The organism is Embleya sp. NPDC050154 (assembly GCF_044460165.1).
Classification (GTDB): Bacteria; Actinomycetota; Actinomycetes; order Streptomycetales; family Streptomycetaceae; genus Embleya.
This window is the reverse complement of sequence record NZ_JBITJP010000014.1, coordinates 153165-167200: the sequence shown is the minus strand read 5'-3', so window position 1 is coordinate 167200 and position 14036 is coordinate 153165. Positions and strand designations below refer to the sequence as shown.

The following is a 14036-nucleotide window of genomic DNA, read 5'->3' as shown; positions in this document are numbered from 1 at the left end:
CCTCGAAAGGACTTTGACCAGCAATGGCCGAAGAGAACACCCCGGCGCCCGAAGGCGACCCGGCGGACGCGGTGAACAGTACCGGCGGTCTGCGGATCGAGCCCGTCGGGCTCGAGACCGAGATGCAGCGCAGCTATCTCGACTACGCGATGAGCGTGATCGTCTCGCGCGCCCTGCCCGACGTGCGCGACGGCCTCAAGCCGGTGCACCGCCGCGTGCTCTACGCGATGTACGACGGCGGATACCGCCCCGAGAAGGGCTTCTACAAGTGCGCCCGCGTCGTCGGCGACGTGATGGGTACGTACCACCCGCACGGCGACACCTCCATCTACGACGCGCTGGTCCGGTTGGCCCAGCCGTGGTCGATGCGGATGCCGCTGGTGGACAGCAACGGCAACTTCGGCTCGCCGGGCAACGACCCGGCCGCGGCCATGCGGTACACCGAGTGCAAGCTCAAGTGGTTGTCCATGGAGATGCTCCGGGACATCGACGAGGACACCGTCGATCTCCAGGACAACTACGACGGCCGCAACCAGGAGCCGACGGTCCTGCCGGCGCGCTTCCCGAACCTGCTCGTCAACGGCTCCGCGGGCATCGCGGTCGGCATGGCGACCAACATCCCGCCGCACAACCTGCGCGAGGTCGCGTCGGGCGCGCAGTGGTTCCTGCAGAACCCGGACGTATCGGCTGAGGAACTCCAGGACGCGCTGATCGAGCGGATCAAGGGCCCGGACTTCCCCAGCGGCGCGCTGGTGGTCGGCCGACGCGGGATCGAGGACGCGTACCGCACCGGCCGCGGCTCGATCACGATGCGCGCGGTGGTCGAGGTCGAGGAGATCCAGAACCGGCAGTGCCTGGTGGTCACCGAACTGCCGTACCAGGTCAACCCGGACAATCTCGCGCAGAAGATCGCCGACCTGGTCAAGGACGGCAAGATCGGCGGCATCGCCGACGTCCGCGACGAGACCTCCTCGCGCACCGGCCAGCGCCTGGTGATCGTGCTCAAGCGCGACGCGGTGGCCAAGGTCGTGCTGAACAACCTCTACAAGCACACCCAGTTGCAGGACACGTTCGGCGCGAACATGCTCGCGCTGGTGGACGGCGTCCCGCGCACGCTCTCGATCGACCTCTTCATCCGCAACTGGGTGGAGCACCAGATCGAGGTGATCGTCCGGCGGACCCGCTTCCGGCTGCGCAAGGCCGAGGAGCGCGCGCACATCCTGCGTGGTCTGCTCAAGGCCTTGGACGCGATCGAGGAGGTCATCGCGCTGATCCGGGCCTCGAACACGGTCGACGAGGCGCGCACGGGCCTGATCGGGCTCCTGGAGATCGACGAGATCCAGGCCAACGCGATCCTGGAGATGCAGCTTCGCCGGCTGGCCGCCCTGGAGCACCAGAAGATCACCGCCGAGCACGACGAGCTGATGGCGAAGATCACCGACTATCAGGCGATCCTGGCCTCGCCGGACCGGCAACGGCAGATCATCAGCGAGGAACTCGCCGCGATCGTCGACAAGTTCGGTGACGACCGGCGCAGCGCGCTGGTGCCCTTCGACGGTGACATGTCCATCGAGGACCTGATCGCCGAAGAGGACATCGTCATCACCATCACGCGCGGCGGCTACGTCAAGCGCACCCGGACCGACCTGTACCGCTCGCAGAAGCGCGGCGGCAAGGGGGTGCGCGGCGCGCAGCTCAAGCAGGACGACATCGTCGACCACTTCTTCGTGACCACCACGCACCACTGGATCCTGTTCTTCACCAACAAGGGCCGGGTCTACCGGGCCAAGGCGTACGAGCTGCCGGACACCGGTCGGGACGCGCGTGGTCAGCACGTGGCCAACCTGCTGGCGTTCCAGCCGGACGAGAAGATCGCCCAGGTGCTCGACCTGCGCGACTACGAGGTCGCGCCGTACCTGGTGCTCGCCACCAAGGCCGGTCTGGTGAAGAAGACCGCGCTCAAGGAGTACGACACCAACCGCGCGGCGGGCGTGATCGCGATCAACCTGCGCTCGGACGAGGCCGGTGACGACGACGAGGTGATCGGCGCCGAACTGGTCTCCGCGGACGACGATCTGCTGCTGGTGAGCAAGAAGGCGCAGTCGATCCGGTTCACCGCCACGGACGAGACGCTGCGGCCGATGGGTCGGGCGACATCCGGGGTGAAGGGGATGAGCTTCCGCGAAGGTGACGAACTGCTGTCGATGAACGTGGTGCGCGAGGGTACTTTCGTGTTCACGGCCACCGATGGCGGCTTCGCGAAGCGAACCAGTGTGGACGAGTATCGCGTCCAGGGACGTGGGGGCCTGGGCATCAAGGCCGCCAAGATCGTCGAGGACCGAGGTTCACTCGTCGGGGCTCTCGTCGTGGACGACACGGATGAAATCCTCGCCATCACCCTCGGCGGTGGAGTGATCCGTACCCGCGCCGCGGGTGTCCGGCACACCGGACGTGACACGATGGGTGTGCAGCTGATCAACCTGGGTAAGGGCGACGCCGTTGTCGGCATCGCACGTAACGCCGAACCTGAGCCCGAGGCCGAGATCGACCCTGAGGTCGACGGGGCCGAAGCCGGTGCGGCCGATGGCACGCACGAGCCGACCTCCACCGTCGAAGGGGAGGTCGCGCCCGGCGGGCAGGAAGGGTGACGCGTGAGCACAGACCGGAAGTCGGCCGGCGGGAGAGGCGAGCGCGCCGACCGGGGTCGGGCCGGCGGGCGCGCTGACAGCACGAGCCGTAGCGAGGCGGCACCGCCCCCCACGGGGCCGGTGCCGCCGAAGCCGGTCGCACCACCTCCCGTGAAGGGGACCGGGCCCGCCAAGGACGCGGCGGCACGTCCGCCGCGTCCCTCGGCGCCCACCCCGTTCACGTCCCCCTTCCCTCCCGCGTCTGCGGCGAGCGAGGGTACGGAGCGGCCGCCGGCCGCGGTCAACGGCACACCCGCCGCCGCCCGCCCGACGGCCGGCGGCACGATCACCACGCCGCGCCCGACCCGGGGCACCCCGGCCGGCGGGACTCCGTCGGCCGGTCACCCAGCGGGGCGGTCCATGGCGCAGCAAGGGCGGGTCGGGCCGGAGGCGCAGCCTCGACCGAGCGCGCGATCCCGGCGGGCCCGACTGCGGGCGGCGCGGGTGGACCCGTGGTCGGTGATGAAGGTCGGTTTCCTGCTGTCCCTGGCACTGGGCGTGGTGCTGATGGTCGCGGTGAGCGTGCTGTGGCTGGTCCTGGACGGCCTCGGCGTGTTCACCTCGGTGGGCGACACGGTCAAGGAGGCGACCCAGTCGGAGAACAACGCCGGCTTCGACCTCCAGCACTTCCTGTCCCTGAAGAACACGCTCTTCTTCAGCGGCATCGTGGCCATCGTCGACGTCATCCTGGTGACCGCGCTGGCCACTCTCGGAGCCTTCCTCTACAACCTCACCGCGTCCTTCACCGGAGGCATCGAGGTCACGCTGGCCGAGGAGGACTAAGGATTTTGGTGGCGGGCAAGCGGTGCGGTACTCTCTTCGAGCACGCACGCGGGCCTATAGCTCAGACGGTTAGAGCGCTTCCCTGATAAGGAAGAGGCCACAGGTTCAAGTCCTGTTAGGCCCACTCTCAAAAGTGCAGATCAAGGGCCCTTCCCCGTGTCTCGGGGAAGGGCCCTTGATCGTCTCGGGGCTCATATAGGGCCGGGTGACTCGGGCTGCTTGCCCCTCTTGCAGGTCGGCAATGACCGGTGATGTCCGCCCTATCGCAGAACGAGCGGAACGCCGATGGCGCGGGTCAGCTTCGCGACCTTCGAGGTCGATACTTCACCGAGACGCTGAACGATGGCGCCTGAGAGTGCCTGGTGACGAATCCAGTCGGGTGCTTCCTGAGCGATGTCCAGAAGGGTGCGGGTTGCCGAGTCCCATTGCTTGGCTTCGCATTGGGCGAGCGCGACGTCCAGGGCGTACCGCGACCGAGCCACGATGGGAATGTGGCGCGGAATGCGAGTGTGCTTGATCAGCTCCAGGGCCTTGCCGTTCTCCTTCAACGCCAGGGCCACGGTGACGGCTTGGATGCGCGCGTCGGTCGGGCCGAACCCGGTCTGGTAGTGGTTGACGTCCTGCCCCAGCCGGGCTGCCGCCGCGTGCCCCTGGGACAGGTAGTCGTGCGCCCTGTCGGGATCTTCGCAGCGTGACGCGGCCACGGCGCCGCGGATCATGAGCCGCCCGTAGACGGCCAGTCGTTCCGGGGCGGGTTCCGAGAATGTGGGTTGAATGCGAAGGGCGGCCTCCTCGCAGACGCGCACCGCGTCGCCCGGTCGACTGTCGCGCATGTGCACCCATGCCAGGGTCGCGGAGAGCACGGCGGTCATGAGTTCGTCGCCGGATTCGTTTGCTGCGTTGCCCGCGTACACCAGGGAGGCGAACGCGAGGTCGCGTGCTCCGAGAACGTTGGCCACGCAAGCGGCGGCCTGGTAGGCGTCGGCGAGGATCACTGCGGCTCGTTCCCGCTCGGGACCGGTCGACGCGTCGAAGCGGTTCTTCGCTTCGGGCAGCAGTTGACTGGTCAGTGAGCCGAACTCGACGTAGTCACCCTCCCAGTAGGCCGCCCACATCGTTGCCCGCACCGCTTCGAGTTCCGCAACGCTCCCGGGGTCGACGTCGACGTCGGTCAGGCCGAGGGCGCTGTTGTGCACGGCGCGCGACAGGGCTCGGACGACGTACCGCTCGGCGTGGCGCATGGCGCGGCGCGGGGCCTGCTCGCCGAGCAGCACGGACGTGTCCGTACCGAGGGCGTTCGCGATCTTGACCAGGGAGCCGACCGTTACCGTGCCGCCTTGCTCGACTTTTTGGATCAAGGAGAGCGAAACCCCGGCGGCTTCGGCCAATGCCAGTTGGGTGAGTTCGGCGCCGCGAAGGATCTTGACGCGCTCGCCGGACGTGTATTCGGACCAAGCCACCATGTCTGCCCCTGAGTAGCGATCGGACGCCTGAAGCCACTGTAGGCAGGGAGGCATGCCGGACAAGAGATCGTTTGGTCGATCCCGGGGGGAACTCCTACGCTCCGTGCGAGTAGCGGTGATACGACTCTTGGTAGTCCCACACGTCGAATGTTCACCGAATGTGATCACTCTGTCACGCTCGCTTTTATGGCCCTTCAAGGCAAGATCACCCGGAGCCCACACGATCAGCTTCGACGCTCGGCCTTGGCGGCCGCGAGTCGTGGACGCATCGAGCGTGTGAAAGTCGTGGTCTACGTGTCCACGCTCACGCCGGACCGTTCCACCGCGGCCCGCGCCTGCCGTGACTACGCCGAGCTGCATGACTGGCACGTTGAAGAAGTCTTGCGCGAAACCACGAACGAACCGCCACCGCAACGTCCCGAGTTGACTCGCGCGTTGTCCATGGTGGCCGAGCGAACCATCGTCGGCATCGTCACGGCGCACCGATCGATGATCTCGCCCGTCGACACCGATGGGACCTCCGTGGAAGAGACGTTGCGCCGTGCCGGCGCCTTCCTGGCCGTGCTTCCGCAACGGCCTGCCTGAACGGCGAACTCATGGATGCGGCAGAGGGAACGACCCACGCCGACGAACCCCCGGTGTCGCCGGGCCATGGGATCACGATCGGAATCCGACGCACCGACCGGGCGGGCACTCGCGAAGTGCCGAGTTCGACCCTGTTCGCCGGAATCACTTCGATGCCATGGCCCTGGGGAGATGGCGCGGCCATCGCCGAGCCCCCGTGCGCATGCTCGGCGAACTGCCGCTACCTGCACGCCGAATAGTGATCTGCCCTGATGTCGCCTCCTTTGGTCCGGTTGTGGCATCAGGGCGCGAGTTGTACCGGGCCAAGCCGCCGAGCTGACCCCCCACAGATCCCCGCCCGGATGCCTGGGGAAGAGCGTCCGGGCGGAGTCCGCACCATCCGAGCACTACCGAGAGACGAGAGGTAGGGCATATGGCACGGAAGGAAGTACCGCCGCACAAGGTCAAGCCCCCGAAACCGGGTGCCCCCGCGATCCGGCGCGCCGAGACCGTGATCACCGGCGGGAATCCCAACTGCAACCACGATTTCTGGCACTACAACCACGCGGACCGGTGCAAGCACTGCGGAGCGGTGCGAACGACTACGTAGGGAGCGGGAATCCGACCCCGTGACCGATGAAAGGGCGACATGAAACAGCAGTCGTGGACCGATCTCCCGGATGGGATCCGGTCCGCTGTCGAGTCGGTCATGGGGCCGGTACTCGAATCCGACGACATCACCACCTGGCACGGCTCCACCTCGTTCGTGGCCACGCTCACGACCGAAACCGGACGGGTATTCGTCAAGGGCGCGCCGACCGACGACGCCGAAGCAGCCGAACAGCGCCGCCGCGAAACGCTGGTTGCCCCGATCGTGACCGCGTTCGCCGCGCCGTTGATCGGACACGTCGCCGCGGACGGGTGGACACTGCTTCTGTTCGGCTACGTCAAAGGCGGCAACGCCGATCTGTCGCCGGATTCCATCGACCTCGGATATCTCGCCGCGACGCTGCGGGACGTTCAACGGGTGCGCCCGCCACACGGGATCGCCCTGCCGTCCCTCGCCGACCAATGGGCCAAGTACCTGAACGTTGAGCAACGATCGTTGCTGTCCGGCAACCACCTCCTACACAACGACCTTGTGCCGTCGAACGTGATGGTGCGGCAGGCCGGGTATACGAAGCAGGTCGTGTTGGTCGACTGGGGCCGCGCGGTTCTCGGCCCCGCGTGGGCGGAGTACGCCGGGCTGTACATGTGGCTGCTGTTCTCCGGCCATACTCCCGAAGCCGCCCGAGCATGGCTCGACCGATTCCCCGCATGGCGCATGGCCGGCCGCGCCGCCGTCCGGGCCTACGTCGCTGGAGCGACGGCCGAGTGCGAGACCGCCCCGGAACACGCCGCGCGGTGGGCCACGCTCCTGGATCCGTAGATACCGAACGCACGTATTCCACCTCACACCTCGACGTTCAGTAACCCGAACGCCATGGGGATGGCACGACAGCCCGTGATCACCCGTGGGTGAAGAGCGCCCCCGAATCGGGATCCGTAGCGGGCGGGGGTGCCCCTTCTTTCATCCCGCCCACCCTGAAGCGAGAGAGCATCGACCATGCCCCGTCGCCATGCCTGGACCGAACTACCCGAGTCGGTCCGGGAGAAGATCCGGCAGCACACCGGCCCCGTTCTTTCGATGCACGCCCCCGAGTTCGGCAAGTCGTCGGAGTTCTCGGCGACGCTCGAGACGCGGGACGGCCGGGTGTTCTGCAAGGGGGTTCGTGCGGACCGGCCGTACTCGTGGACGCACCGCAACGAAGCCGCCGTCGCGCCGTTCCTGCCCGTGTCGCTCGCCCCCGCGCTGCTGTGGAGTGTGGTGCAGGACGGGTGGCACATGCTCGGGTTCGAGTACGTGCCCGGGCGGTACCCGTCGCTGTCGCCGACGTCCGGCGACCTGGACGTGATCGGCGACCTGGTCGTCACGATGGCCGAGACGTTGACGCCGTGTCCCTCCGCCGCCCTGCACTCGATCGCCGACCGATGGGGCGCCGCCCCCGGGTGGGCTGCCGTCTACACGAAGTCACCCGATGACCTTGATCCCTGGGCGCGCGCGCACATAGGGGTGCTCGCGACGCTCGAACGGGGCGCGTTCCTTGACGGGGACACCCTCGTTCATTCCGATCTGCACCCGGCGAACATGCTCACCAAGGACGATCGGGTGCGCGTGATCGATTGGGCGTGGTCGGCGCGAGGTGCCGCGTGGATCGATGCGGCGTACGTGGTGGTCCGCCTCATGCACGAAGGCCACACACCCGAAGCGGCCGAAGCGTGGGCGATGCACGTGCCCGCCTTCGCCAAGGCGCCCGACCGGGTGATCGACGCGTTCGCCGCGAAGCTGTCCGGGATGTGGGAGTTCATCACCCGATCCCCCCGGGCACGGCCGCACTCCCGAGCACTCGCCGACACCGCCCGGGAATGGGCCCGATACCGGCTCGACTGACACCACGACCCGCGAACGAAGCGCCCGGGGACCGTCGCCTAACGGCCCTGGGCCGAGCCGATCAGCGATCCCTGAAGAGAAGCTGACAAGCCAGGACGGAGACTATTGCCCGCTTACGCGCATGGGTGCTCGGACGTCCGCCCCGATGCGGGCGACCGGTACGCACCGCAGCGGCCGATCGAACCGTCCCCGCCCTGCCGGACCGGGCAGGCCCAGGCACGCGGGGCGGCGGCTCCGGCGTCGTGGAGTTCGGAGGGGGATCGAGGACACGCCCTAGGCGCGTTCGAGGAGGGTGCGGAGTCGTAGTCCTACCGCGGCGACGACGTCCTGGGGATACCAGGGGCTGCCTCTGTCGCGGAAGCGGAACCAGGCGTCGTGCGGGTCGGGCACGTCCAGGACCTTGAGTCGTCTGTGGGTGTAGACGACTTCGCCGAAGGGTTTCGCCGCCCAGCGTGTTCGGACCGCGTCGCAGGCGAGTTTCACCATTTCGTCGGTGACCTTCCACGCCTCGGGCGGACCTTGCGGGCGCAGGAGCAGCACGACGTCGGCGCCGTCGAGTCGGGGCGCGAGTTGCTCGGCCCAGGCTGCGGATTCGCCGGCTCGCGGCATGGCGCCGGCGTCGATGGTGACGTCGTCGCACCGCAACCCGAGGAGGCGGACGTACTCCACGAGCCACATCCGTATCCGGTCACTCGGGAAGGACGGCCGTGTGCCGAGCGAGACCAGCGCGACCAAGGGGCGGTCTCCGGGCGAGGACGAATCGGCTTCGCCCTGCCTGCCACCACGCCACGGCCATCGTCTCCTGAGCATGAGCGAGGATGTTACAACCGATGGCCCGTGGTGCCCCGTGGGATGAGGCCGTCGTTCCCGGTCGGGTGGGGGTGTGGGTCGGGCCGCCCTCGGTGGGTCAGTTGCGCAGGGCGGCCGGCTTGGTGTTGCCGACCTTGGCTTCGGTGACGGTGAGTTCGCCCCAGTAGATCATTCGGTTTCGCGAGGTGAACTCCGGATCGCACGTGGTCAGGGTGATCAGCCGGCGGCCGGCCGGTCCGCCCAGGTCCGGGGGTCGTGCGGTGAGCACCGAGCCGTTGGAGGGCTTGGTGATGAACGGGCCCTTGACGATCGTGTACGTGAACCACTGGGTCTTGGTCTCCACGACCACCTTGTCGCCCGCCCTGAGCTTGTTCAGGTGGCGGAACGGCTCGCCGTGGCCGTTGCGGTGCCCGGCGAGGCCGAAGTTGCCCGCGCCGCCCGGGCCGACGTAGGGCGGGTAGGTGTAGTGGCCGACGCCCTTCGCGAGCGATGCCAGGCTGGAGCCCTCGATGATCGGCTGGAACCAGTTCGAGCCGAGCCTGGGGATCCACAGGACGGCCATCGTGTCGCCGCGGATGCTGCCGCGCGAACCGGGCACCTGCTGGCCGTCCTTGCCGCCGTCCGTGCTCACGTCGGTGGGGCCGGTGAGGATGTCGGTCGGCGGCTGCGCCTGGGGCGCCTCCTCCTGTGCCTCCGGCGCGCTGGGGGTGCCCGCCTTGGCCCAGTCCTTGCGGAGCTGCTCCACTTCGCTGCGGGCCTCGGCGCGGGCCTCGAAGTTGGTCCAGTAGAGCTGGTGTACACACAGCAGCAGCCCGACCAGGCCGAGTGTCAGGAGCAGTTCCGCCCCGACGCGAATCGTTTTGCGCACAACGCCCATGGGTCGACAGCTTGGCATAGACAAGCAGTTAGGTCAGGACCCGGAGGCCGGAATGTGACGTGTTCTCACTTGGCCGGGAGCAGCGCGTCCGGCTTGCCCTGCGATCGGGGCCGCTCCTCCTCCAGGTGTCCCCAGACGATCAGGCGGTATGTGGACGCCCCGTCGGGAGTGCACGTGGTCAGCGTGATGTAGCGGCCGGCCTTCTTGTACGGGCCCTTGTCCGGGATCGGGTCGATCACCTCGATGTGCTGCGGCGAGGTCTCCGGCAGGTCGGCGTCGACGGTGTACGTGAAGTACGTCGTCGCGGTCTCCACGACGATCTTGTCGCCGGGCTTGAGCTTGTTGATGTAGCGGAACGGCTCGCCGTGCCCGTTGCGGTGCGCGGCCACCGCGAAGTTGCCCTGGGCGTCCCAGGGCATCGCGGTCTGCGGGTCCGTGTAGTGGCCCACCAGGCCGTTGTTGAGCACCTTGGCCCGATCGGTGCCCTCGGCCACCGCCTGCTTCTCCATCCCGATCCGCGGGATGTACATCAGCGCGAACCCCTTGTTCGGCGCGACGTATTGGCCGGGGTTGCGCGGGTCGACCACCTGACCGGGCGTGTTGTTCCAGCTCTGCTGTATGTCCTGCGCCTCCTCCCGGGCCTTCTCGGCCGCCACGATGTTCGTCCACCAGGTCAGGTAGACCACGTACAGCACCAGCAGTACGCCCACCGTCATGGCGAGTTCGCCGACGAGTCGGGCACCGGCGGTCAGCACGCGTGAGCCCACCGACGGCTTGGCCGCCCGGCGCCGCGCGGCCCGACCGGCCCCCTCGGCGACCGCCGGGCCGGCGGGCGGGCGGTCGGCGGCTCCTCGGCCGCCCTTCTTCCGCTGTGCCTTGCGCCGGGCCGCCCGGCCACCGGAGACGGTCGCGGCGCTCGGCACGGCCGCGGCGCTCGGTACGGGAGGCAGGACGGACGTGGCACCCAGGGACGGGTCGTACGCGGGGTCGAGTGCGGGAACCGGCGTCGGGCCCGCGATCGCCGTTCCCGCCTCCTCCCGAAACCACACGGCGGGGTCGGCCGCGGCGGCCGACGAATGCTCGACACCCGCCGGTCCGAGGGCCCGTGGCCCCGGCGCCGGGGGCCCCAACGCTCCCGGCCCCGGCGTCCCGGGCCCCACCGCCCTGTGCCTCGGCGCACCGGGCTCCGATACCCGGGGCCCCGATACCCCGGGCGGCGCCGGAGCCCCGTGGAACGCGTCCGCGGGCGGCCCCGTCGGCGGCCGGACCGGGCCACCCATCGGCGGCCGAAGCGGATTTCCGGTCGGCGGCCGCAGCGGGCTTCCGGTCGGCGGTGGAAGCGGGCTTCCCGCCGCCGCCTCGGCCTGTCGGGCCTGCGCGGCCCGCCGCCGGGCGGCGCGGCCACCCGGAATCGGCTCGGAAACGGCGGGAAGGGCCGTTGTGGGCGGTGCGGCGAAGCCGGGCTCCACCAGGTCGCCCGCATACGTTCCGGGCGCGTACGGCGCGATCTCGGCCGATCCGTACCCGCCGTCGGGTATCGGGGGCTCGGTCAGGCCGGGAGCGGCGTGCGCCCGACGACGGGAGCCAGTCCCGCCGAGCGCGTCGGCGCCGTCGGGTCCCCGCATGTCACCAGCCAGTTCGCCAGCATCCGGTGGCCGTACTCCGTCAGCACCGACTCCGGGTGGAACTGCACGCCTTCGACCGGTCGGTCGCGGTGCCGCAGGCCCATGATCACGCCGGTCTCGGTCCATGCGGTCACCTCCAGTTCGGCCGGAATCGTGTCCGGGTCCACCGCGAGCGAGTGATAGCGCGTCGCGGTGAACGGCGACGGCAGGCCGGCGAAGACGCCCGACCCCTCATGCAGCACGGGGCTGGTCTTGCCGTGCAGGAGCTCGGGTGCCCGGCCAACGGTAGCGCCGTGCGCCGCCGCGATGGACTGCATCCCCAGGCACACCCCGAAGACCGGCACCCGGCCGCCCTCGCGACGAACCATCTCCATGCAGATCCCGGCGCCCTCGGGCGTCCCGGGACCGGGCGAGAGCAGGACGCCGTCGAACTCCTCGGCCTCTTCCACGGTCACCGCGTCGTTGCGGCGCACCTCGCAGGTCGCGCCGAGTTGGTAGAGGTACTGCACGAGGTTGAAGACGAAGCTGTCGTAGTTGTCCACGACGAGAATGCGCGCGCTCATCCGGGCAGCCCTCCCGGCAGGGTCGTGGGGGAGGTCGCACCGGTCGCACCGGCCGGGCGCGGCGCGCCGGGACCGGTGGTGTTCGTGACGCTGTCCTGATCCACCGTCACATCGCTGAACGGCAGCAGGGGTTCCGCCCACGGGAAGACCCACGTGAACAGCGCGTACACGATCGCCAACACCAGGAGCAGGGAGATCAACAGCTTCACCCACGCGTTCCCCGGCAGAGTGCGCCAGATCCAGCCGTACATCAGGCCCAGGCCCTCTCTCGCTCGCCGCCCGCGCGGCTCGACTCGCTCATCCCTGCAACGCCGCCGGCTTGCCGGCCGCCAACGGAGTGCGCGACTCCAGGTGGCCCCAGACGATCAACCGGTGCGTGCTGCCGAACTCAGGTTCGCAGGTGGTCAGGGTGATGTACTTCCCGGCCGTCGTATAGGCCTTCTCCGGCACCGGGTCGAGCACGTGCACGTCCTCGGGGATGGTCTTCAGGACCGCCTTGTCACCGGAGAGGCTGACCGGCTTGTCGATCGAGTAGACGAACCACTCGGTGATGCCCTCGATCACGATCTTGTCGCCCACCTGCAGCTTGGGTACGTTCAGGAACGGGTCGCCGTAGGTCTTGCGGTGCCCGGCGATCGCGAAGTTGCCGTCCTCGCCCGCCTGCGCGCTGCCCTTGTACCAACCCAGGCCCTTCTGCAGCTCCTTCGGCGTGACCCCGGGCCGGATCGTCTTGTACCAGTCGCTCCCGAACCGCGGCACGTACATGGTGCCGAACGGCTCGCCGTCCTCGTACGGGGCCGGCGGGGGCGTCTGCGCGACCGGCACGTTCTTGGGCGCCGCCGCCACGGTCCGCTTGCGCGCCTCGTCGAGCTTGTGCATCTCGTCGGCGCGCGCCCGATCGGCCAGTACTCCGGTCCAGTAGAGCTGATAGACGACGAACAGCAGGATGACGACGCCCAGTGTGATGAAGACCTCCCCGAGGCCTCGCATCGCGGTCCGCAACACTGTCGTCAGACTCCCCTCGGTTCACCGCTGTCGATCACGTCCCGGAGACTTTCGCATACTCCAGGCCAAGCGGGCCCGTGTACCCCGGTGCGTCCAGGCGCTTCTTGTCCTCGACCTTCCAACCGAGTCCGAACGCCTCGACGTAGTCGGTGTAGTTGGACACGCTCTTGCTCTCGTCCAGGGCGCGCCGCAGGGCACCGGTGTCGCCCACCGCCGAGATCACGTACGGCGGCGAGTACACCCGACCGTGCAGGATCAACGTGTTGCCGACACATCGCACGGCGGACGTGGCCACGATGCGCTGGTCCATGATCTGGATCGCCCGCGCGCCGCCGCTCCACAGCGCGTTCACCACGCCCTGGATGTCCTGCTGGTGCACCACCAGGTCGTCCGCGGTGGGCTCGCGCACCCCGGGCACCCGCGACTTCGCGTCCGGCGGGGCGTCGGTCAGGGTCACGGTCAGACCCTCGCCGGACACCGGGGTGACTCCGGCCGGGTCCGCGACCGCGTCGATCCGGCCGCGTGCCTGGGGGTCGTTGGCCTGCTCCTGGACCAGGGAGTCGACGTCCCGCTGCAGCTTGGACAGGTCGTGCTGGGCACTCTCGTTGCGCCGGCCCTGGTCCCGGATCACGTCGGAGAGCCGAAGCATCTGCGCGTCGCTGCGCAGATTGGTGCCGTGTGAGGTGTCGGCGCTGATCCAGAACAGCAGACCGGCCAGGGCGAAAACCACAAGAGCGGACAACCGGGGTACAATCGCACGCCAGGACATCCCGGACGGCCGCATGGCGGAGATACGCACGTCGCCGTACCCTCCTTCCGGACCTGACAGCGACTACGCTAACCGACACATCACCGGATCGTGTCGCGTGTGCTGCGCACCCACTCGTCCGGCTACATCGACAGGAGAGACTCTCGTGCCGAAGTCCCGGATCCGTAAGAAGGACGACTTCACCCCGCCGCCGCCCAAGAAGACGACCATAAAGCTGGACTCGCGCCGCTGGGTGGCGCCGTTCATGCTGGCTCTCTTCGCGATCGGCCTGCTGTGGATCGTGGTCTTCTACGTGACCGACATGCGCTTCCCGGTCGAGTCCCTGAAGAACTGGAACATCGTCGTCGGCTTCGGCTTCATCGCCGCCGGCTTCGGCGTCTCCACGCAGTGGAAGTAGCG

15 protein-coding genes and 1 tRNA gene are annotated in these 14036 nt (G+C 68.8%); 8 read left to right on the top strand and 8 right to left on the bottom strand.

The features are described 5' to 3' along the window. Positions 1-23 precede the first annotated feature (23 nt). The 3 genes from gyrA to ACIBSV_RS28035 all read left to right on the top strand — a co-directional run bounded on the left by gyrA (position 24) and on the right by ACIBSV_RS28035 (position 3594). Positions 24-2648 carry a DNA gyrase subunit A gene (gene gyrA, locus ACIBSV_RS28045; protein WP_391587269.1) on the top strand — a complete coding sequence of 875 codons (2625 nt, stop codon included), beginning with the start codon at positions 24-26 and terminating at the stop codon, positions 2646-2648. A 399-nt stretch (positions 2649-3047) separates the two neighbouring features. Continuing rightward, positions 3048-3470: a DUF3566 domain-containing protein gene (locus tag ACIBSV_RS28040; protein WP_395867738.1), complete on the top strand. Its 423-nt coding sequence runs from the start codon at positions 3048-3050 to the stop codon at positions 3468-3470. Between the two features lie 50 nt (positions 3471-3520). Beyond that, positions 3521-3594 (top strand) — tRNA-Ile (locus tag ACIBSV_RS28035). Positions 3595-3730: 136 nt separating this feature from the next. Here ACIBSV_RS28035 and ACIBSV_RS28030 read toward each other — a convergent pair. Continuing rightward, positions 3731-4933: a helix-turn-helix domain-containing protein gene (locus ACIBSV_RS28030; RefSeq protein ID WP_395867736.1), complete on the bottom strand. Its 1203-nt coding sequence runs from the start codon at positions 4931-4933 to the stop codon at positions 3731-3733. A gap of 186 nt (positions 4934-5119) precedes the next feature. On the opposite strand from ACIBSV_RS28030, the gene ACIBSV_RS28025 reads away from it, so the two are divergent. The 4 genes from ACIBSV_RS28025 to ACIBSV_RS28010 all read left to right on the top strand — a co-directional run bounded on the left by ACIBSV_RS28025 (position 5120) and on the right by ACIBSV_RS28010 (position 7988). Further along, positions 5120-5518: a recombinase family protein gene (locus ACIBSV_RS28025; protein WP_395867734.1), complete on the top strand. Its 399-nt coding sequence runs from the start codon at positions 5120-5122 to the stop codon at positions 5516-5518. 412 nt (positions 5519-5930) lie between these two features. Continuing rightward, the gene (locus tag ACIBSV_RS28020; protein ID WP_395867732.1) at positions 5931-6107 is read left to right on the top strand and encodes a hypothetical protein; all 177 of its coding nucleotides are present in this window, start codon (positions 5931-5933) and stop codon (positions 6105-6107) included. Between the two features lie 39 nt (positions 6108-6146). Next, positions 6147-6926: a phosphotransferase gene (locus tag ACIBSV_RS28015; protein ID WP_395867730.1), complete on the top strand. Its 780-nt coding sequence runs from the start codon at positions 6147-6149 to the stop codon at positions 6924-6926. Between the two features lie 177 nt (positions 6927-7103). Then, the gene (locus ACIBSV_RS28010; RefSeq protein WP_395867728.1) at positions 7104-7988 is read left to right on the top strand and encodes a phosphotransferase family protein; all 885 of its coding nucleotides are present in this window, start codon (positions 7104-7106) and stop codon (positions 7986-7988) included. A gap of 273 nt (positions 7989-8261) precedes the next feature. Here the strand turns inward: ACIBSV_RS28010 and ACIBSV_RS28005 are convergent, their stop codons facing one another. The 7 genes from ACIBSV_RS28005 to ACIBSV_RS27975 form a co-directional block, all read right to left on the bottom strand. Further along, complete coding sequence (locus ACIBSV_RS28005) at positions 8262-8798, bottom strand: hypothetical protein (RefSeq protein ID WP_395867726.1); 537 nt, start codon at positions 8796-8798, stop codon at positions 8262-8264. 97 nt (positions 8799-8895) lie between these two features. Beyond that, the gene (locus tag ACIBSV_RS28000) at positions 8896-9675 is read right to left on the bottom strand and encodes a class E sortase (protein WP_395867724.1); all 780 of its coding nucleotides are present in this window, start codon (positions 9673-9675) and stop codon (positions 8896-8898) included. A 65-nt stretch (positions 9676-9740) separates the two neighbouring features. Next, entirely contained in the window at positions 9741-10724 is a 984-nt protein-coding gene (locus ACIBSV_RS27995) for a class E sortase (protein ID WP_395867722.1), read from the bottom strand. A gap of 500 nt (positions 10725-11224) precedes the next feature. Then, the gene (locus ACIBSV_RS27990; RefSeq protein WP_395867720.1) at positions 11225-11863 is read right to left on the bottom strand and encodes an aminodeoxychorismate/anthranilate synthase component II; all 639 of its coding nucleotides are present in this window, start codon (positions 11861-11863) and stop codon (positions 11225-11227) included. After that, the gene (locus tag ACIBSV_RS27985; protein WP_395867985.1) at positions 11860-12072 is read right to left on the bottom strand and encodes a hypothetical protein; all 213 of its coding nucleotides are present in this window, start codon (positions 12070-12072) and stop codon (positions 11860-11862) included. Before ACIBSV_RS27985 ends, ACIBSV_RS27990 begins: the two co-directional genes overlap by 4 nt. 88 nt (positions 12073-12160) lie before the next feature. Continuing rightward, a complete protein-coding gene (locus tag ACIBSV_RS27980) occupies positions 12161-12853 on the bottom strand; it encodes a class E sortase (RefSeq protein ID WP_395867718.1) in 693 nt (230 codons plus the stop codon). A gap of 49 nt (positions 12854-12902) precedes the next feature. Next, positions 12903-13652 carry a DUF881 domain-containing protein gene (locus ACIBSV_RS27975; protein WP_395867962.1) on the bottom strand — a complete coding sequence of 250 codons (750 nt, stop codon included), beginning with the start codon at positions 13650-13652 and terminating at the stop codon, positions 12903-12905. Positions 13653-13782: 130 nt separating this feature from the next. Between ACIBSV_RS27975 and crgA the strand changes: the two genes are divergently transcribed. Beyond that, the gene (gene crgA, locus ACIBSV_RS27970; protein ID WP_020557121.1) at positions 13783-14034 is read left to right on the top strand and encodes a cell division protein CrgA; all 252 of its coding nucleotides are present in this window, start codon (positions 13783-13785) and stop codon (positions 14032-14034) included. Positions 14035-14036 lie beyond the last annotated feature (2 nt).